This window comes from Mycobacterium sp. SMC-13, from assembly GCF_045311035.1.
In the GTDB taxonomy this organism is placed as follows: Bacteria; Actinomycetota; Actinomycetes; order Mycobacteriales; family Mycobacteriaceae; genus Mycobacterium.
In genome coordinates, this window is record NZ_JBJIAI010000001.1 from 314,111 (window position 1) to 332,544 (window position 18,434).

The 18,434-nt window shown below is 68.1% G+C and carries 19 protein-coding genes; 15 read left to right on the forward strand and 4 right to left on the reverse strand.

What is annotated here, in order from left to right:
* The first annotated feature begins 2 nt into the window (after nucleotides 1-2).
* From ACJH6I_RS01645 to ACJH6I_RS01680, 8 genes are read left to right on the forward strand one after another with little or no spacing between them, the layout of a single operon-like run.
* The gene (locus ACJH6I_RS01645) at nucleotides 3-1,628 is read left to right on the forward strand and encodes a carbamoyltransferase (protein WP_406783598.1); all 1,626 of its coding nucleotides are present in this window, start codon (nucleotides 3-5) and stop codon (nucleotides 1,626-1,628) included.
* Nucleotides 1,625-3,127, forward strand: a complete 1,503-nt coding sequence (locus ACJH6I_RS01650) for an HAD-IIIA family hydrolase (RefSeq protein WP_406783599.1) — start codon at nucleotides 1,625-1,627, stop codon at nucleotides 3,125-3,127. The genes ACJH6I_RS01645 and ACJH6I_RS01650 overlap by 4 nt, the downstream gene beginning before the upstream one ends.
* The gene (locus tag ACJH6I_RS01655; RefSeq protein ID WP_406783600.1) at nucleotides 3,124-4,173 is read left to right on the forward strand and encodes a glycosyltransferase family 9 protein; all 1,050 of its coding nucleotides are present in this window, start codon (nucleotides 3,124-3,126) and stop codon (nucleotides 4,171-4,173) included. Before ACJH6I_RS01650 ends, ACJH6I_RS01655 begins: the two co-directional genes overlap by 4 nt.
* Nucleotides 4,133-4,702 carry an SIS domain-containing protein gene (locus ACJH6I_RS01660; protein ID WP_318984495.1) on the forward strand — a complete coding sequence of 190 codons (570 nt, stop codon included), beginning with the start codon at nucleotides 4,133-4,135 and terminating at the stop codon, nucleotides 4,700-4,702. The genes ACJH6I_RS01655 and ACJH6I_RS01660 overlap by 41 nt, the downstream gene beginning before the upstream one ends.
* On the forward strand, nucleotides 4,695-6,044 hold the full coding sequence (locus ACJH6I_RS01665; RefSeq protein WP_406783601.1) for a PfkB family carbohydrate kinase: 1,350 nt from the start codon (nucleotides 4,695-4,697) through the stop codon (nucleotides 6,042-6,044). Before ACJH6I_RS01660 ends, ACJH6I_RS01665 begins: the two co-directional genes overlap by 8 nt.
* Before the next feature lie 16 nt (nucleotides 6,045-6,060).
* Nucleotides 6,061-6,744, forward strand: coding sequence for an SDR family oxidoreductase (locus ACJH6I_RS01670; protein ID WP_406774726.1), 684 nt, complete (start codon nucleotides 6,061-6,063; stop codon nucleotides 6,742-6,744).
* Entirely contained in the window at nucleotides 6,735-7,697 is a 963-nt protein-coding gene (locus tag ACJH6I_RS01675; RefSeq protein ID WP_406783602.1) for a glycosyltransferase family 9 protein, read from the forward strand. The genes ACJH6I_RS01670 and ACJH6I_RS01675 overlap by 10 nt, the downstream gene beginning before the upstream one ends.
* On the forward strand, nucleotides 7,694-8,986 hold the full coding sequence (locus tag ACJH6I_RS01680; protein ID WP_406783603.1) for a UDP-glucose dehydrogenase family protein: 1,293 nt from the start codon (nucleotides 7,694-7,696) through the stop codon (nucleotides 8,984-8,986). The genes ACJH6I_RS01675 and ACJH6I_RS01680 overlap by 4 nt, the downstream gene beginning before the upstream one ends.
* A gap of 1 nt (nucleotide 8,987) precedes the next feature.
* Here ACJH6I_RS01680 and ACJH6I_RS01685 read toward each other — a convergent pair whose 3' ends face one another.
* Complete coding sequence (locus tag ACJH6I_RS01685) at nucleotides 8,988-9,287, reverse strand: hypothetical protein (RefSeq protein WP_318984500.1); 300 nt, start codon at nucleotides 9,285-9,287, stop codon at nucleotides 8,988-8,990.
* 55 nt (nucleotides 9,288-9,342) lie between these two features.
* Nucleotides 9,343-10,809, reverse strand: coding sequence for an ornithine decarboxylase (locus ACJH6I_RS01690; RefSeq protein WP_318984501.1), 1,467 nt, complete (start codon nucleotides 10,807-10,809; stop codon nucleotides 9,343-9,345).
* Nucleotides 10,810-10,888: 79 nt separating this feature from the next.
* Between ACJH6I_RS01690 and ACJH6I_RS01695 the strand changes: the two genes are divergently transcribed.
* The 5 genes from ACJH6I_RS01695 (at nucleotide 10,889) to ACJH6I_RS01715 (ending at nucleotide 14,422) form a co-directional block, all read left to right on the forward strand.
* Nucleotides 10,889-11,908, forward strand: a complete 1,020-nt coding sequence (locus ACJH6I_RS01695) for an iron-containing redox enzyme family protein (protein WP_406783604.1) — start codon at nucleotides 10,889-10,891, stop codon at nucleotides 11,906-11,908.
* A 75-nt stretch (nucleotides 11,909-11,983) separates the two neighbouring features.
* On the forward strand, nucleotides 11,984-12,544 hold the full coding sequence (locus ACJH6I_RS01700) for a hemerythrin domain-containing protein (protein WP_406783605.1): 561 nt from the start codon (nucleotides 11,984-11,986) through the stop codon (nucleotides 12,542-12,544).
* A gap of 5 nt (nucleotides 12,545-12,549) precedes the next feature.
* Entirely contained in the window at nucleotides 12,550-13,662 is a 1,113-nt protein-coding gene (locus ACJH6I_RS01705; RefSeq protein WP_406783606.1) for a M42 family metallopeptidase, read from the forward strand.
* On the forward strand, nucleotides 13,659-14,072 hold the full coding sequence (locus tag ACJH6I_RS01710; RefSeq protein WP_406783607.1) for a low affinity iron permease family protein: 414 nt from the start codon (nucleotides 13,659-13,661) through the stop codon (nucleotides 14,070-14,072). Before ACJH6I_RS01705 ends, ACJH6I_RS01710 begins: the two co-directional genes overlap by 4 nt.
* 2 nt (nucleotides 14,073-14,074) lie before the next feature.
* A complete protein-coding gene (locus ACJH6I_RS01715; RefSeq protein WP_346415596.1) occupies nucleotides 14,075-14,422 on the forward strand; it encodes a low affinity iron permease family protein in 348 nt (115 codons plus the stop codon).
* 3 nt (nucleotides 14,423-14,425) lie between these two features.
* On the opposite strand, the gene ctaD is transcribed toward ACJH6I_RS01715, so the two are convergent.
* Nucleotides 14,426-16,105: a cytochrome c oxidase subunit I gene (ctaD, locus tag ACJH6I_RS01720; RefSeq protein ID WP_406783608.1), complete on the reverse strand. Its 1,680-nt coding sequence runs from the start codon at nucleotides 16,103-16,105 to the stop codon at nucleotides 14,426-14,428.
* A gap of 73 nt (nucleotides 16,106-16,178) precedes the next feature.
* Here ctaD and ACJH6I_RS01725 point away from each other — a divergent pair, with 73 nt between their 5' ends.
* Entirely contained in the window at nucleotides 16,179-16,715 is a 537-nt protein-coding gene (locus ACJH6I_RS01725; RefSeq protein ID WP_406783609.1) for a Dps family protein, read from the forward strand.
* On the opposite strand, the gene ACJH6I_RS01730 is transcribed toward ACJH6I_RS01725, so the two are convergent.
* Nucleotides 16,706-17,674: a TIGR03557 family F420-dependent LLM class oxidoreductase gene (locus ACJH6I_RS01730; protein ID WP_406783610.1), complete on the reverse strand. Its 969-nt coding sequence runs from the start codon at nucleotides 17,672-17,674 to the stop codon at nucleotides 16,706-16,708. The two genes, ACJH6I_RS01725 and ACJH6I_RS01730, sit on opposite strands and share 10 nt — an antisense overlap.
* An 82-nt stretch (nucleotides 17,675-17,756) precedes the next feature.
* Between ACJH6I_RS01730 and ACJH6I_RS01735 the strand changes: the two genes are divergently transcribed.
* Nucleotides 17,757-18,419 carry a PAS and ANTAR domain-containing protein gene (locus ACJH6I_RS01735; RefSeq protein ID WP_406783611.1) on the forward strand — a complete coding sequence of 221 codons (663 nt, stop codon included), beginning with the start codon at nucleotides 17,757-17,759 and terminating at the stop codon, nucleotides 18,417-18,419.
* Nucleotides 18,420-18,434: the final 15 nt, after the last annotated feature.

Genomic DNA, 18,434 nt, shown 5'->3' on the forward strand with positions numbered 1-18,434 from the left:
CAGTGCGAATACTCGGAATCAATGCGGTCTTCCACGATCCGGCCGCTGCCGTCGTGGTGGACGGCCAGATCATCGCCGCGGCGGAGGAAGAACGGTTCAGCCGTCGCAAGCACGGCAAGTCCGCGGTGCCCTTCGCGACGTGGGAGGTCCCGGTACAGGCGGCCCGATGGTGCCTGGAGCGCGCGGGGCTGGCGCCGTCCGACCTGGACGCGGTCGGATACTCGTACGACCCCCGGTTGATGCGCGACATCCCTGCCGACCGCGGCGGCCTCGACCGGGACTGGGAATACCTCCGCACGCTGTATGCCGAACGTGCCCCACATTTCCTCAAAACCGCACTGCCCAGGCTGGATCCGGCCAAGGTGCGGTTTGTGCGGCACCATGTCGCGCACGCGGCGTCCAGCGCCCTGGCGGCGCCCGACCCGGATTGTGCTGTCCTGGTCGTCGACGGTCGCGGCGAAAGCACGTCGATGCTCGCGGGCAGCTGCACCGACCACAAGCTCGACATCCTTGCCGCCCAGGACCTTCCGCATTCATTGGGACTGCTGTACGAGGAGCTCACCGAACACCTCGGGTTCAAGCGGTCGTCCGACGAGTACAAGGTGATGGCGATGTCGTCCTACGGCAAACCGCGATTCGCCGATCAGCTGCGGGAATCCGTATACGCCACCGGCGATGGCGGCTTCTGCACCTGGCCGGTCGACTGGGCGTCGTTCGGCACCGATTGGGACGACAGGGTCGATCTCGCGTGCAGCGTGCAGCGGGTCGTCGAAGACGTGCTGCTCGAACTGGTGCACTGGCTGCGCGACGCGACCGATCACGAGAACCTCTGCCTGGCCGGCGGTGTCGCACTCAATTGTGTCGCCAACACCGAGATCCACCGCCGCGGCGGGTTCCGTCGCGTGTGGGTGCAGCCCGCCGCCGGTGATGCCGGGACGGCCCTCGGTGCGGCGCTGGCGCTGGCCGCCGAAGCCGGCGAACCGATCGTCCCGATGGCGTCGGCGGCCCTCGGCCGGGACTGGTCCGACGAGCAGATCGCCGAAACCCTCACCACCGCAGCGGTTCCGTTCGAGCGCCCGGCCGATCTGGCCGGCACCGTCGCCCGAGCGCTTGCCGACAACAATCTCATCGGCTGGTTCCAGGGACGGTCGGAGTACGGCCCGCGGGCCCTCGGCTGCCGGTCCCTGCTCGCCGATCCGCGACGCTCGGAGAACCTGGAGCGCCTGAACGATGTGAAGGGCCGCGAGCAGTTCCGGCCCGTCGCGCCCATGGTGCTCGCCGAGCGGGCCGACGAGATCTTCAGCGGTGGCCCGATACCGAGCCCCTACATGCTGTTCGTGCACGACGTCGCGCCGGACTGGCGCCCGCGCATCCCCGCCGTCACCCACGTGGACGGTACCGCGCGAATCCAGACCGTCGACGCCACCGCGCAGCCGTTGCTGCACGCGACCATCGCGCAATTCGCCGAGCTGTCCGGAGTCCCGGTGGTGGTGAACACCAGCTTCAACACCGCCGGCCGGCCCATGGTCGACAGTCCACGCGACGCCCTCGAATGCTTCGGCAGCGCACCGATCGACATGCTCGTCATCGGTCCCTACGTGGTGCGCCGCGCACAGGGGCTGCGATGAACCCACACCTGGACGCCGCCATCGTGATCCCGACCATTGGCCGAGCATCCCTGCATGACCTCATTGCCGCACTGGATGATTCGCCAGGCATCAGCCCGGCGGAGGTGATCATCGTCGACGATCGCCCCAGTTCCGTGCCGGCACTGCTGCTGCCGGTGTCGAGGGTGCCGCTCACGGTGCTGCGCAGCGGCGGACGCGGTCCAGCGGCCGCGCGCAACGTCGGTTGGCGCAGTGCGACGGCGCGGTGGATCTGTTTTCTCGATGACGATGTGGTGCCCGCCGACGGGTGGCTGGCCGCGTTGAAGGGTGACCTGCCGGCCGCCGACGCCGATGGTGCCGTCGGCTCTCAGGGGCGGATCGCGGTTCCGGTGCCGACGCAGCGCCGGCTCACCGACGACGAGCGCCGCACCGAGAGATTGGCGGGCGCCCAGTGGATCACCGCGGACCTGGCCTATCGCCGCTCGGCTCTGGTCCAGGTCGGCGGATTCGACGAGCGGTTTCCGCGGGCCTACCGCGAAGACTCCGACCTGGCGCTGCGCATCACCCGGGCCGGCGGCAGGATCGACTGGGGCACAAGACGATCCATCCACCCGGTGGCTCAGTCGACCATGCTGAGTGCGGTCCGCGCACAGGTCGGCAACACCGACGACGCGTTGATGCGCCGCAAACATGGTCGCGGCTGGAGAACCGCGATCGGGGAGGGCCGTGGCCGTATCGCAGCGCACACCGTCACCACGGCGGCTGCCCTGACCACCGTGCTGGGCGTCCTGGCCCGGCGCCGCCAGCCGGTGCGGGTGGGTGCTGCGGTCTGGGCCGCGCTGACCACCGAATTCTGGCTGCGCCGTTACCTTTCCGGGCCGCGCGGGCTGTTCTGGGCGGCCCGCCTGCTGATCACCAGCGTCGTCATTCCGCCGGTGGCGGTGCGCCACCGGCTCCGCGGCACGTGGATGTTCTGCCGTGCCCGCAAGGAGCCGCCGCTGGCAGTGCTGTTCGACCGCGACGACACCATCATCGAGGACGGCCCTTACCTCAACGACCCGGCCGGGGTGGTGCCGGTGCCCGGCGCCGCGATGGCGCTGAATCGGCTGCGCGAACAGGGACTGCTGCTCGGCGTCGTGACCAATCAGTCCGGTGTCGCCAGCGGACTGATCAGTCCGGATCAGCTGGAGAGCGTCAACGCGATGGTCAATTCGCTGTTGGGGCCGTTCGATTCCTGGCAGGTGTGCCCGCACGCCTCCGACGACGGCTGCTTCTGCCGCAAACCGTCGCCCGGCATGGTGCACGCAGCCGCCGAAGCGCTCGGTGTACCCGCGTCGCGCTGCGTCCTGATCGGGGACACCGGCAGCGATGTCGACGCAGCGCTGGCCGCGGACGCCGAGGCCATCTTGGTCCCCACGGCCCGCACGTTGCCGCAGGAGATCGAATCTGCTTGCCGCCGAGCGCGAGTGGCGTCGACGCTCACCGACGCGGTCAATCTCGTACTGCGGGAGTGCCGATGAGCACGACGGTGTTCGCCAGGCTGGACAGCGCGGGCGATGTGTTGATCACCGGGCCGGCCGTCCGCGCCGTCGCCGCCCACAGCAATGTGACCATGCTGGTGGGTCCCCGCGGCCGCGCCGCCGCCGAGCTGCTCCCCGGAGTTGACGACATCGTCGAGTGGCAGGCACCGTGGGTCGACTTCGACTCACCGGATCTCACGAGCGAGCACGCCTTCCGGCTGATCGCGGCGCTGCGGGCCATCGCGCCGCAGCGGGTGTACATCTCCACCTCGTTCCACCAGTCGCCGCTGCCGCTGGCACTGCTGTGCCGGATGGCGGAGGTGCCCTGGATCGGCGCCATCTGCGACGACTATCCCGGGACCCTGCTCGATCTCCGTCACCATGTGACGCCCGACGTTCCCGAGCCGTTGCGGGCCCTTTCGCTGGTATGTGCCGGTGGCTGTCAGCTACCCGACAGCGACGACGGCGCGCTGCGGGTGCGACACCGGGAGCTGCCGGAGCAGCTGGAGGGTGAACTCGGTGGCGGGGGATACGTGGTGTTCCACCCGGGTGCGGCGGTTCCGGCCCGCCGGCCCAGCGCGGCGCGCAGCGCGGCGATGGTGCGGGCCCTGGTGGGCGCGGGGCATCGCGTACTGGTCACCGGGAGTCCGGGCGAACGTCGGCTCACCGCGCAGGTCGCGGGAACGGCGGCACTGGATTTGGGCGGCCGGACCACTCTCGGCGAATTGTCCGCGGTGTTCCGGCACGCCAACGCGGTCGTCGTACCCAATACCGGACCCGCGCACCTGGCCGCGGCGGTCGGTGCGCCAGTGGTGTCGCTGTTCGCCCCCGTGGTCCCCGCCAGTCAATGGAGTCCATACACGCGCAACGTCATTCGGCTCGGTGATCAGTCCGCACCGTGCCGGGGCACCCGGGCCCGCACGTGCCCGGTGCGCGGCCATCCCTGCCTGGACGGCATCTCCGACGCGGAGGTGCTGGCGGCAGTCACTCAGTTGGGAGAATGCCATGATCACAGCGCACATCTCGGCGTTGGCGCAGGCCGTTGACCGGATCGGCATCGAGGCGCCACGGTTGAGCCGATGGGGCTGCCGACTCGCGGACCTGCTCGACGGCGGAGGGCGGCTGCTCGCCTGCGGCAACGGTGGTAGCGCGGCCGAGGCCCAGCATCTCACCGCCGAGTTGGTGGGCCGCTTCCGTGACGAGCGGAACCCGTTGTCGGCCATCGCCTTACACGCGGATACGTCCGCACTCACCGCGATCGTCAACGACTACGGGGTCGAGGAGATGTTCGCCCGCGGGGTACGTGCGCACGGCCGACCGGGAGATGTGCTGGTCGCCTTGTCCACCAGCGGTTCGAGTCCCAACGTCCTGGCGGCGGTGAAGGCAGCCCACGAGATCGGGATGACCACCTGGGCCCTGACCGGCCCGGCGCCGAATCCGTTGGCCGCCATCTGCGAAGACGCCATCTGCGTGGAGGCGCCCTCGACGGCCACCGTCCAGGAACTGCATCTGTTCCTGGTTCACGCGCTGTGCATCGAGGTCGACGAGCGGCTCCAGGTGGTGCCGCGTGGCTGATTCGATTGTGATCGTCGGCGATTCACTGCTGGACGTCGATATCGACGGGGCGGCCGAGCGGCTGAGTCCGGACGCCCCGGTGCCCGTGATCGACACCGAGCGGGTCTGGCATCGTCCCGGTGGCGCCGGTCTCGCGGCGCTGCTGGCCGCCCGGTCGGCCGACGACGTGACGTTGGTGACCGCTGTCGCCGACGACCGCGACGGTCGTCAGCTGACCGGGCTGTTGTCCAGCGCGGGTGTCCGGGTGGTGCCGCTGCCGATGCTCGGCGGCACCGTATGCAAGACCCGGGTGCGGGCCCGCGGCCAGTGCGTGCTGCGGATCGACCGGGGTTCGGGTACCGCCGCTCCTGACGAGGTTCCCGCCGAGGCAGCGGATGCGATCGCGCATGCCGCGGTGATCTGCGTGGCCGATTACGGGCGCGGCGTCACCGCGCATCCCGGGCTGCGGGCGCTGTTGTCGGCGGCGGCACAGCGGGTGCCGGTCGTGTGGGATCCGCATCCCCGGGGAAGCGACCCGGTTCGCGGGTGCCGACTGGTCACGCCCAACCAGGCCGAAGCGGTCGGCCGCTCGGCGGCGTCCCTGCGCAAGGACTGGCAGGCCGCCGCGGTCTGCGTCACGTGTGGCGCACAAGGTGCGGTACTCGATACGGAACCACTTGGCACCGTGCAGATTCCATCGCTCGTCGGCCGGGTGTCCGGAGGTGATTCCTGTGGTGCCGGCGACCGGTTCGCGGTGTCGGTGGCAACTGAACTGGGTAACGGGCAGGACGTGCGCTCGGCCGTCACCACCGCGGTCGGTGTGGCCGGGCAGTTCGTCGCGGCCGGTGGCGCCGGCGCGGTGTCGACGCCGGTGACCGATGTGCCGGATGACGGCGGTGAGTTCGAAGCGCTGACCGGTGACATCGAAACCGTGCGGCAGCGGCTGCGGGCACGTGCGACGACGGTGGTGGCCGCGGGCGGTTGCTTCGACCTGCTGCACACCGGCCATGTCCGGTTGCTGCGCCAGGCCCGGCTGTTGGGCGACGCGCTCGTGGTCCTGATCAACTCGGACCGTTCGGTGCGTGCCCTCAAAGGCGCGGGCCGGCCGGTGATGGCAGCGGCCGACCGCGCCCGCGTGCTGTCGGCATTGGCCTGCGTCGACGCGGTGCTGGTGTTCGACGAAGACTCGCCCGCGCAGGCACTGGCCCGGCTGCGCCCCGATGTGTGGGTGAAAGGCGGCGACTACGCCGACGCGCCACTGCCCGAGGCCGAGGTCGTCCGCCGGTACGGCGGTGAGGTGGTCCTGCTGCCGACCGTCGCCGGTTACTCGTCATCCAATCTGATCGCCGCAGCGCGATCGTGAACGAAGGGAACAAGCCATGATCGGTAACGTCATCATCACCGGCGGGTCCTCGGGGCTCGGCGCCGCGACCGTGAAAAGGATTGCCGCGCAGGGTGGTCGGCCCATGGTGATCGATCGCGACATCCCGTCGGTGCCGGTGCCGTTCCAGTGCGCGGACCTTGCCGACGCCGATGCGGTCGAGGCCGCGGTGGCCCTGCTGGCGGACGAGTGCGGCGGGCAGGTGGACGGACTGTTCACCGCGGCCGGCATCGATTCGTGCGGCAAGCTGGCGGACGTACCGGTCAAGGACTGGGAGCGGGTCGTGCACGTCAACCTGCTGGGAACCGCGGCGGCGGTGCGGTCGGCATTGCCGTATCTCAAAGCGGCACATGGACGCATCGTCACCTGCGCGTCGACGCTGGGCCTCAAGGCGGTCAGCGACGCCACGGCGTACTGCGCGTCGAAATTCGGCGTCATCGGCTTCAGCCGTGCGCTCGCCGCCGAGCTGGCCGGAGAGGTCGGCGTCACGACGCTGATCCCCGGCGGTATGCGGACCGCGTTCTTCGACGACCGCGACGAGCAGTACAAGCCGCCGCCCGACGCCAAACTGAACGACCCCGAACACGTCGCCGACACCGTGATATTCGCGTTGTCGCAGCCGGCCGGATGCGAGATTCGGGAGTTGGTCGTGTGCCAATCGACGGAGCCCTCGTGGCCGTGAGGTGGGCCGACACCATCGGTGCACCGCGCGACATCCTGGTGTTGCGTGCGCTCGGTCTCGGTGACCTGCTGACCAGCTTTCCGGCCCTGCGCGGACTGCGCCGGGCCTACCCGGATGCACGGATCGTGCTGGCCACGCCCGAACCCTATGTCTGCCTGGCGTTGCTGTCCGGTGCGGTCGACGAAGTCGACGCGACACCGGAGCTCGGGCGGCTGCACCCGCGGCGCCGCCCGCCCGATCTGGCCGTCAATCTGCACGGCAGCGGCCCGGAGAGCATCGCTGATCTGGCCGCAATACGCCCGGGAGCGCTGCTGACTCACCGGCATGATGCCTTTCCCCAATACGCGGGACCACCGTGGCGTGAGGACGTGCACGACGTGGCGCGCTGGTGCGGGTTGCTGGAATGGGCCGGCATCGCCTGTGACCCAGGCGATCTCGCCATCAGCCGACCGCGTGGATATCCGGACCGCTCCGGCTCGGTGGTGATCCATCCCGGGGCCTCGGCGCCGGCCCGGCGATGGCCGGCCGAGCGCTTCGCAGCCGTCGCCGCGGCGCTGCACCGGGCCGGCGAGCGCGTCGTCATCACCGGGTCGAGCGCTGAACTCGACCTGGCCCGAGCGGTCGCCGCGGGCGCCGGATTGCCCGACAGCGCGGTGCTGGCCGGCCGCCTCGGGCTCATGGGCACGGTGGCATTGATCAGTGACAGCCGATTGGTCATCTGTGGGGACACCGGCATCGGCCACATCGCCACGGCGACGGGGACGCCGTCGGTGCTGCTGTTCGGCCCGACGCCGCCGGCTCGGTGGGGACCGCCCGGCACCGGCCCCCACATCGTGTTGTGGGCCGGTGATCAGGGCGACCCGCACGCCGACCGGCCAGATCGGGGATTGCTGCTCATCACCGTCGAACGGGTGATCGCGGCGACAGAAGGCGTACTGAAGGAACGCGTATGACGGCGGGCACGGTCGGTGCGGGCTACGTCGGCCTCACCACTGCGGTGTGCCTGGCCGAGCGGGGACATCGGACTGTGTGCGTCGACACCGACACCGCCCGGGTGGCGCAGCTGCGCCAGGGTATCGCCACGCTCGACGAACCCGGCCTGGCCGAGCTCCTGACCTCAGGTCTTTCTGACCGAACCCTGTGCTTCAGTGCCGATTTCGGCGCATTGTCGGATTGCGACGTGGTGTTCGTGTGCGTGCCGACACCGAGCGGTGCCGACGGCGCCGCCGATCTGAGCGCGGTGTGGTCGGCCGTCACCGAACTGCGGCAGGTCCTGTCGCCGGGCAGCGTGATCGCGGTCAAATCCACGGTGCCGGTCGGTACCACCCGAGACATCGCCACCGCGGTGCGCGACAAGGGGATCCACGTGGTATCCAACCCGGAGTTCCTGCGTGAGAGCCATGCCGTGGCCGATGCCCGCGAGCCGGACCGGGTCCTCATCGGCGCCATGGATGACACCGCCGCCGACCGGGTCGGTGCCCTGTACGGGGCGACTGCCGATTCGGTGCTCCGGATGGCGCCGGAAAGCGCAGAGCTGGCCAAGTACGCCAGCAATGCCTTTCTGGCGGTGAAGCTCTCGTACGTCAACTCGCTGGCTGCGCTGTGCGCCGAGGTCGGCGCGGACATCGCCGACGTCACCCGCTGCATGGGCGCCGATGCCCGCATCGGTGGGCAGTTCCTGCAGCCCGGACCCGGCTGGGGCGGTTCCTGCCTGCCCAAAGACAGTGCGGCGCTGTTGTATACGTCGCGGCTGCACGGCGTGGCGCTGCGCGAGGTGGCCGCCTCGCGCGACACCAACGCGGCGCAGGCCCCGCGGGTAGTGCGGGCGTTGTCGGCGGCCATGGCCGAACCCGTCGCATCGGCGCGCATCACGGCGCTGGGCCTGACCTTCAAGGCCGGTACCCCCGACGTCCGGGATTCGCCGGCGCTGACCATCGCGGCAGCGCTGGCCCGGCAGGGCGCGGAGGTCCGGGGATACGATCCGCAGCTGGCGGTGATCGACCCGAAAGTATTGCGCGACAACGGGGTCACCGCGGTCGACGATGTCTACACCGCGGCCAAGGGGGCCGACGCGCTCGTCGTACTGACGGAATGGCCGGTGTTCGGGGACCTGGACTGGCCGCGCATCGCGCAACATGCACCTGACGCTGTCGTGATCGACACCCGGAACGTGCTCGACTCGCGGACGGTGACCGCCGCCGGTCTGCGCTACCTGGGCAACGGGAGGAGCCCGGGTTTCTGAGTCAGCTCGTCGGCGGCGTCCGCGGCGCACCGGGGTGCGTTTCGAGGTAGTCGAGTTCACGGCGCCGGATGCGGCGGTGCCGCGCGTAGAGCCAGGCGCCGCCCCCCACGGCCAGCACTGCCGCGATCGCCAGGGCCACTCCACCGGTGTCCGCTCGGCCGTCGGCGAAGAAGTACAAGCTCACGACCAAGGTCGCCACCGCCAGGCCGACCGCCACCAGGCCCGGGGCGTTCGTGCCGTCCTTGAAGGTTTCGCCGGCATGCGGCCGGGTGGTGCGAGCATGGTCGACGGGGTCTTTCATGGGATGCCTCCTGGGGATCAGTCCTCGACGTTCTAATGCCCGGTGCCGGGCGGTTCTACACCCGCGGTGCGGTGACCCGCACCGATTTGAGCTCGGGATCGGCGGGGTCCGGCAGGTACATGCCCGCGGCGATGCCGGTCCGCAGGTAGTCCAGGACCTCGGCGTTGATCAGTTCGCCGGGGACGACGGCCGGTATACCGGGCGGATAGGGCGTGATCTGTTCGGCCGAGACGCGTCCGGCCGCCATCTCGACGGGCACCGTCTCCACCGGGCCGAAGAACGCGTCCCTCGGTGACTGGATCGTCTCCAGCTGCAGGTCTTCGGGCGCCGGCAGGTTGACGTGCGGCGGTGGTTCGAAATCCGCAGCGGCCGTGGGCAACTGGCGCAGCGCCACGACCAGTGGCCGGATCGTCTCACGGTCGTCGGCCATCGACAGCGTGATCAGGATTCGGCGGTGATCCGCCAAGCCGACGTCGATGTGGTGTTGTTTCCGCAACCACTGCTGGGCCTGGTAACCCGACATGCCGGTGGCCGATACGTCGACCAGAACCTGGAGCCGGTCCAGGTCATGGGACGCCTCGACGCCGAGCAGTTCGTCCTCGAGAACATGCAGGCCGTCGATGTGTTCGAGATCGCGGCGTAGCTCGTCGGACAGCCGGAGCGCGGCACTGAGCAGTCGATGCCCGTCCTCGACCATCTGTCGCCGCCAGCCGTCCATCGCCGCGTACATGGGCACGCTGGGACTGGTGGTCGTCAGCAGGTCGGCGCAGGCGGCAAGCCTGCGGTCGTCGATCAGGTCGCCCTGCACGTGAAACACCGAGCCCTGCTCGAATCCGGCACCCATCTTGTGCACGCTGACCACACAGATGTCGGCGCCGGCATCCATTGCCCATGTGGGCAGGTCCTCGTGGAACGGCAGGTGCGCGCCCCAGGCTTCGTCGACGATCAGCGGTTTGCCCTCCGCGTGACAGACCTCTGCGATGCCCGCGAGGTCGGCACAGGTGCCGTACGGGGACGGGCTGACGATCAGTGCGCCGGCGGCGTCGGGGTACCGCTTCCAGCCGTCGGCGACGTCCTGCGGCGACGGCGGGTGGGACAGGTGCCGTTCGGCATCCCAGCGCGGGCTGATCCAGCGGGGGAGCACCCCGGAGAACACCAGGCCCGCAACGATCGATTTGTGGCTGTCGCGGCCCACCAGCAGGCTGCCGTCGCCGCCGGCCACCGCCATCATGGCGGCCTTCACGGACAACGAGCTGCCGCATGTCGAGAACCACGCCATGTCGGCGCCCACGGCGGCCGCCATCAGGTCCTCGGCGTGCCGCAGATACCCATTCGAGTTGCGGTGATCGTCCAAGCCGCCGCTGGCCAGCACGTCATTCCAAAACGGCTGCGCGCCCAGGGCATCCAGTACGCGGGCATCGGTGCCACGCCCCTGCCGATGGCCGGGAGGGGTGAAGCCGTACTCGCCGATCGAGCGATAGCGGACAAGCGCATCGAGCAGGGGTGTCTCAGACTGATTCATGATGTCTCGGGGATACCCGTAGTGCCGGCGTCTACACCCGGGTTTAGCTTCCCACACCTGCGGGTATCGGGGAGGTCTCATGTGCACAGAAGAACTGGTTCAGCCTTTGCTACCGGACCCCCGTGGTCCCGTGTCCGATGTGGTGATAGGACTGCTCGGTGAGCGGTTGCCCACGCAGTACCTGACGCGGATACAGCTACCGCTCGGGAACGCGGATCCCTTCGGACTCGACCTGCAGCTGGCGCTGTATGTCTGCTATGAACTGCATTACCGGGGTTTTACGGACACCGACGAAAAGTGGGAATGGAATCCCGCCCTGCTCGATGTTCGCCATCGCATCGAGGAGCGGTTCCTGGCAGCGGTCCGGGAACTCGTCGGCGAGATCAGCCCGGACAGTACGGCGCACGCCGAGCTCGCCCGCTGCGACGCCGACCCTGTTGATGACTCGAGTCTGTCCGTCTATATCCAGGATCGGGCGACGTGGCCGCAGATGCAGGAGTACTTCGTCCACCGCTCGCTGTACCACCTGAAGGAAGCCGATCCGCAGTCGTGGGTCATTCCGCGGTTGACCGGTCGTGCGAAAGCCGCGTTCGTGGCAGTGGAATACGACGAATACGGCGGTCGTGGCGGCTACGCGACCATGCACCAGCGGCTGTTCGCCGATCTGCTCGACGCCGCGGGGCTGCGCAACGACTACCTGCACTACCTCGGCAATGCAACGGGCAGCACGCTGGCTGCGGTGAACCTCATGTCGATGTTCGGTCTGCACCGCCACCTGCGCGGCGCGGCCGTCGGCCACTTCGCCGCGACCGAACTGACCTCGTCGCCGGCGTCGCAGCGAATTGTCAAGGGCCTCAAGAGGCTTGGTGCTCCGCGACCGTGTGTCGACTTCTACCGCGAGCACGTCGAGGCCGACGCCGTTCATGAACAGGTGGTCCGCAAGGACGTCGTGGCGGACCTGTTGTCGCGCGAGCCGGGCCTGGAACTGGACGTCGTGTTCGGCATTCGGGCCTTCGACGCGGTCGAGGGGCGGCTGGCCGATCACATGTTGTCCAGCTGGGCGGCCGGGTGCACCTCGCTGCAGCACTGGCCCGTTTGACCGTCGGCGCACCGGGTAATCGGTGGGGGACGCGCTCACAGCCCGGGCGCGTCAGACGTTCTCACAGGAGGAAATATGGCTTCTCATGCCCTCAAATCCCCGTCAGACGTGATCGATCTCCTCACTGATCAGCACGAGCAGATCAAGTCACTGTTCACCGAAACCCTGGTGCTGGCCGGCGACGAGAGAGCGAGGTCGTTCCAGGATCTGCGCAGACTCCTCGCGGTGCACGAAACCGCAGAGGAAGAGATCGTCCATCCGCGGGCGAAGCAGAAGCTGCCCGGCGGCGAGAAGGTCGTCGATGCCCGACTGGAAGAGGAGCACGAGGCGAAAAAGCTGCTCTCCGAACTGGAGTCGCTCGATGTGGACAGCAAGGAATTCACCGCCAAGCTGACGAAACTCCGCGACGCGGTGATCGCGCACGCCGAGCATGAGGAGGCGGAAGAGTTCGCCAAGCTCGGAACGGAGCTTTCGCAGAAGGAGCTCGAGCGCATGGGCGAGATCGCCAAGCTCGCCGAAGCAGTTGCGCCGACCCGGCCGCACCCCGGCGTGGAGTCCCCGGCCGCGAACTTCATCGTCGGGCCGTTCGCCGCCATGCTCGACCGGGTCCGGGACGTGATCTCGAGCGCCCGCTGAGACCGATGATCCAGCTGCTGCAGGAACTGTTACTGGCGTACGGGCCCTGTGGCCAGGAAGACGCCGTCCGCGATATCTGCCTGCGGGAGCTGGCACCCCTGGTCGACAGCGCCTGGATCGACCGGGCGGGCAACGTGGTGGGGCGGGTGTCCTCGTCGCAGAGTGATGAGGAGCACCCGCCCATCCGCGTGATGGCGCACATGGACGAACTGTCCATGCTCGTGAAGCGGGTGCAGCCCGACGGCAGAGTGCGATTGACGCCGCTGGGCACGATGTACCCGGCGAACTTCGGCCTCGGGCCGGTGCTGATGCTCGGTGACCGTGAGCACGTATGCGGTGTTCTCACAGTGGGTTCCGAACACACCACGCAGGAAAGCCCGCAGATCTGGCAGACCAAACCCGACGGTGGTGACCGGGCTCTGAACTGGTCGGACGTGTACGTGTTCACGGGCCGCACGCCGGAGCAGCTGACCGAGGCCGGCATCCGCCCCGGCACCCGCGTGTGCGTCCACCGAAGCAAACGGGAACTCGTCGAGATCGACGACTATCTCGGCTCCTATTTCATGGACGACAGAGCGCTGCTGGTGGTTCTGCTGTCGGCGGCTCGCGAGTTGCGGCAGCGGGCGGAACGACCGCCCCAGGACGTGTATTTCGTGTGCACGGTCAGTGAGGAGGTCGGTGGCCTCGGCGGCTCGTACGCCAGCCGGGCCCTGCCCGGTGAATTGACCCTGGCGCTGGAGGTCGGCCCGACCGAAGGCGAATACGGCACCACCGTCACGCGCGGACCCATCGTCGGTTACAGCGACGCGCAGTGCGTCTACGACAAGGCGGTCGCCGACCGGCTGGTGGACGTGGCGACCGCGTTGGGCGCCGATCCGCAACCGGCGGTGCTGGGTGCGTTCGAATCCGATGCTTCGCACGCCAAGTCGAACGGGCACGCGGCCGCAGCCGGGCTGCTGTGCCTGCCCACACTGAGCACCCACGGCTACGAGGTGGTGCCGCGCGCCGGCATCGACACGCTCTCCGCCGTGTTGGTGGAGTTTCTGGCGAATCCGGTCCCGTTTGGCGCGGACTCGTCGCGGGTAATCAGGGCTACCTCGGGAAAGGACGCGTCATGACTGCCTCCGACAATGCCGACGCCGACGTGATGCCGTCGGGCGTCACCGGCAAAGTGTCCATGTTCGACCGATTCGCCACCAACACGGCCGAAATCGTTTCGCGCGCTTGGTTCTTCCTGGCGTGCGTTCTGCTCGTGGTCCTCTGGGCGCCGACATTCGCCTTCATGACCGTCGACACGTGGCAATTGGTCATCAACACGATCACGACGATCATCACGTTCCTGCTGGTGGCCCTGCTGCAGAACACCGAACGACGCGCCGGTGACGCGCTTCAGCACAAGCTCAATGCCATCGCCGACGCGCTGGCGGATGTGATGCACCACATGGGCAACGAGAACGAGGGCCTCCGCGACGACGAGAAGGAACTGCGGGAGGCCGTCGGTCTCGAAGAACGCGAAAGCACCGGCTGACGATGACTGCGGTCAAGTCCGGTGCCCGCGCTCTGGACACCGTCACCGATTGGGCCGGTTCCCTGCGTACCGGCGTCGCTGTGTTCGCCGTGGTCGCCGCGGCATTGCTGACCGGCATCATCGCCGGCTTCCCGTCGTGGTGGCAGACCGCCGTGTACGCCACCAATGCGCTGGTGGCACTGGTGATGCTCTTCGTCATTCAGCACACCACCAACCGGCAGACCGGCGCGATACTGCTCAAACTCGATGAACTGATTCTCACGTCATCGACAGCCCGGGACGACGTCATCGACGCCGAACGCCGGGACACCGCCGAGCAGGAGAAACTGCACGACCGCCTGCACCACTGATCGTCATCGGCCAACATGCGACTCGGTGCGCATCCGTTCGGTCATGTGCGGGTAGTGCAGCTCGAAAGCCGGCCGCTCCGAACGGATTCGGGGCAGCTCGGTGAAGTTGTGCCGCGGCGGCGGGCAGGTCGTCGCCCACTCGAGCGAGTTGCCGTAACCCCACGGGTCGTCGACGACGACGGGTTCGCCGTAACGCCAGCTCTTGAATACGTTCCAGACGAACGGGAGCACCGAAACGCCGAGGATGAAGGACCCGATGGTGGAGACCAGATTGAGCGTGTCGAAGCCGTCGCCGGGCAGGTAGTCCGCGTAGCGGCGGGGCATGCCCTCATCGCCCAGCCAGTGCTGCACGAGGAACGTGGTGTGGAAGCCGATGAAGGTCAGCCAGAAGTGCAGCTTGCCGAGGCGCTCGTCGAGCAGCCGTCCGCACATCTTCGGGAACCAGAAGTAGATGCCGGCGTAGGTGGCGAACACGATGGTGCCGAACAGCACGTAATGGAAATGCGCCACAACGAAATACGAGTCCGTGACGTGGAAGTCGAGGGGCGGGCTGGCCAGCAGGACGCCGGAGAGCCCGCCCAACAGGAAGGTGACGAGGAAGCCCACCGAGAACAGCATCGGCGTCTCGAAGGTCAGTTGTCCCTTCCACATGGTGCCGATCCAGTTCCAGAATTTGATGCCGGTGGGCACCGCGATCAGGAAGGTCATGAACGAGAAGAACGGCAGCAGCACCGCACCCGTGGCGAACATGTGGTGGGCCCATACCGCGACCGACAGCACGGTGATGGCCCACGTGGCGTAAACCAGTGTGGTGTAACCGAATATCGGCTTGCGGGAGAACACCGGGATGATCTCGGTGACGATGCCGAAGAACGGCAGCGCCACGATATAGACCTCGGGGTGCCCGAAGAACCAGAAGAGGTGTTGCCACAGGATCGCGCCGCCGTTTGCGGGGTCGTAGATGTGCGCCCCGAGGTGACGCTGCGCGAGCAGGCCGAACAAAGCCGCGGTCAGGATCGGGAAGGCGAGGAGGATCAGCACGCCGGTGGCGACGATGTTCCAGGTGAAGATGGGCATGCGAAACATGGTCATTCCGGGGCAGCGCATGCAGACCACGGTGGTGATCATGTTGACCGCACCGAGGATCGTGCCGAGGCCCGAGACGATCAGGCCCACGGCCCACAGGTCGCCGCCGGACCCGGGTGAGCGGACGACGTCGGACAACGGCGTGTAGCCCGTCCACCCGAAATCCGCCGCACCGCCGGGCACGACGAATCCGGCCAGCACGAGCAGTCCGCCGAACAGGAACAGCCAGAACGACAGCGCGTTGAGCCGGGGGAAGGCGACGTCGGGTGCGCCGATCTGCAAGGGCAGCACCAGATTCGCGAAACCGAACACCACAGGGGTCGCGTACAACAGCAGCATCAAGGTGCCGTGCACCGTGAACAGCTGGTTGTACTGCTCGTTGGACAAGAACTGCAGACCGGGCATGGCGAGTTCGGTGCGCATCAGCAGGGCCATGATCCCGCCACTGAAGAAGAACGCGAACGACGCGGCCAGGTACATCTGGCCGATCAGCTTGTGGTCGGTCGTGCTGACGAGTCCGTACAGGACAGCGCCCAGACGCTTTCGGCGCGTCGGGAACGGCCGCCCAGGCGTCAACGGCACTTCGACAGCGGTCACCCCGGGGCGGTACCCGGGGCGCACCGGTACTAAACGGTGTTTGCCCCGGACCCCGTACGGGTAGAGGCAGGCCATGAGCGAATTCACCATTCCAGGCCTGTCCGAAGAGCAGAGCAGCCGGATCCGGGACCTGCTGCAAATCCAGCTGAGCACGTACAACGACCTGCATCTGACGCTCAAGCACGTGCATTGGAATGTCGTGGGCCCCAACTTCATCGGCGTGCACGAGATGATCGATCCACAGGTCGAGCTGGTGCGGGGTTATGCGGATCAAACGGCCGAGCGCATCGCGGCGCTCGGCGCGTCACCCGACGGTACGCCGGGGGCGATTCTCAAGCACCGCACCTGGGACGACTACTCGATCGGCCGCGACACCGCGCAGGCGCACCTCGCCGCACTCGACCTGGTCTACGACGGCGTCATCAAGGACGCGCGCAAGGCCATCGGCGAACTCGACGAACTCGATCTGGTCACCCAGGACATGCTGATCGGCCAGGTCGCCGAACTGGAGAAGTTCCAGTGGTTCGTGCGTGCTCACCTGGAGTCCGCCGGCGGCAAGCTGGCCTCCGGCGGCGCGCACACCGAGCGTCAGGCCGCGGCTCAGGCGTAGGCCGACTCCTGGAATTCCGGTAGGACGTCCCGCTCCCAGGCGTCGAAGAAGCCGTCCATGTCCGGGCCGATCTGCTGGACGTAGATCTCGTCGACACCGGCATCGACGTACTTGCGCACCTGTGCGACGTGGGCGTCGATGTCGGGTCCGCACACGATCGCGTCCGTCACGGCCTCGCGCGTCACCAGGCTCGCGGCGGACGCGAAATCCGTTGGCAGCGGCAGGATCTGATTGAGCTGCCCGGGTAGCTGGTCGGTGGCCCACAGGCGGTGCGCGGTCTCGGCCGCGAATTCCGGGTCCAGGTCCCAACAGACCTTCATCCCGGCCTGCACGGGCCGGCGCCCACCGCCGGCCTCGCGGAAGAGCGCCACCAGGTCGGCGTCGGGCATGGTGATGCAGTACCCGTCGCCGATCCGCCCGGCCAGCCGGGTTGCCTGCGGGCCGAACCCCGATATGTAGATCGGTATCCGGTGCTCCGGGAGGGTGTAGATGCGCGCGTCCTGGACGCGGTAGTAGCGCCCGTCATGGTTCACCACTTCGCCGCGGTGCAGCGTCCTGATGAGCGACACCGCCTCCGCGAGCCGGTCCAGTCGTTCGCCGGCAGAGGGCCAGGGGTCCCCGAGGATGTGCTCGTTCAGCGCCTCGCCGCTGCCGATGCCCAGCCGGAAGCCGCCGCGCAGCTGAACGGCGGCGGTGGCGGCGGCCTGCGCGATGATCGCGGGATGCATCCGGAACGTCGGGCAGGTGACGGCGGTGGTGACAGGCAGCGCCGTCACCTCGGACAGCGCGCCCAGAACGCCCCAGACGAACGGGCTTTGGCCCTGTGCGTCGGTCCACGGGTGGAAATGATCGGACACCCACAGTGCGTGAAAACCGGCTTCCTCGGCTCGTCTGGCCTGAGCGATCAGGTTGTGCGGATCGAACTGTTCACAGCTGAGGAAGTAACCGATATGCGTCATGTGGGCCACGTACCCGGCAAGCCGGGCGGACAATCCCGGTAGCGAGTTACGATGACTGCGGCTCCCTGCCACCAACAACGACATGAGCGAAACTGACGGCGAAATCGCCGACTCCGAATCCTGGGACGTCGCTGCCGTGTTCAGCGGCGGCGCTGCGCAACATGTCGGCAGCTTCCAGTTCCACCTCGCCGAACAACGGTGGGTGTGGTCTGAAGAGGTGGCCCGCATGCACGGCTACGCGCTGGGGGAAGTGGAGCCCACCACCGAATTGCTGCTGAGTCACAAGCATCCTGACGACCGGGCCAAGGTCGCCGAGATTCTCGAGCGGGTGCAGACGGGTGGGTTGTTCAGCAGCCGGCACCGCATCGTCGATGCCGACGGCAAGGTCCACTGGGTCGTGGTGGTCAGCGACCGGATGACCGACGAAGACGGCGAGCTCACCGGCACCCACGGCTACTACATCGACGTCACCGCCGGCATCCAGTCCGATCTCACCGTGGCCATGGCCTCGGTGGTGGAATCGCGCGCCGTGATCGACCAGGCCAAGGGCATCCTCATGGCCGCCTACGGCATCGACGCCGACCGGGCCTTCGAGATTCTGAAGTGGCGGTCGCAAGCCACCCAGATGAAGCTCAGGACCGTCGCAGCACGCTTGCTGGATGCCGTGATTCGCGAGGGGCTGGCCCCCGAGACCGTCACCGCGATCGACCACCTGTTGCTCGTCGACGAACCCGGCGAGGCTTGACAAAACGTCGAACAA